This window comes from Vibrio sp. 1288 (genome assembly GCF_033344475.1).
Genome location: NZ_JAWPOX010001094.1, coordinates 1 through 526, shown reverse-complemented (window position 1 = coordinate 526; position 526 = coordinate 1). Strand labels below are relative to the sequence as shown.

The window sequence follows — 526 nt, the reverse complement described above, 5'->3', positions numbered from 1 at the left end:
AATGGCACTATGGTTAATGGTAATAAGATTCTAAAGAATCAACCGATATCTATTGTTGACGGTGACGTTGTTTCACTAGGGCAGTACGAGATTGGCGTTGCATTAGAGCATATATCCGCTGTTCAAGATATTGCCGCCGATATTGCCCCAGAAAGAGTATCGAATGATCCACTCGTCAATCTCGGTGAGGCGGTCGTAGAAGAGGAAGAAAAAGTCGGTGCATTAGAAGACTTATTCATGGAGACCAAGCAAGACGGTGTTAATACTGACGATCCTATTGCGCATCTAAAGTTTTCGATGCAGCGTGAAGACGACTATCTTATCCGCGATGTTGAAAAGCCTGAGCCTGCACCGGCTAAGACAATCGAAAATACGCGACAAGTCGTTGATGACAGTTTCAGTATCCCTTCCGAATTCGATATTCCAAATTTAATCCCTGAAGATTGGCTGGGAGGCGTTGCCACGAGTCAAGAATCTGTTGAACCAGCGACAGAGCAAGCTAAGCAAGCCGCGTTCATTCCAGAAG

1 pseudogene is annotated in these 526 nt (G+C 45.2%); it reads left to right on the top strand.

Annotated features, from left to right (window positions below):
- Positions 1 to 526 (top strand): annotated as a pseudogene (locus R8O11_RS31085) (FHA domain-containing protein); the annotation flags it as partial.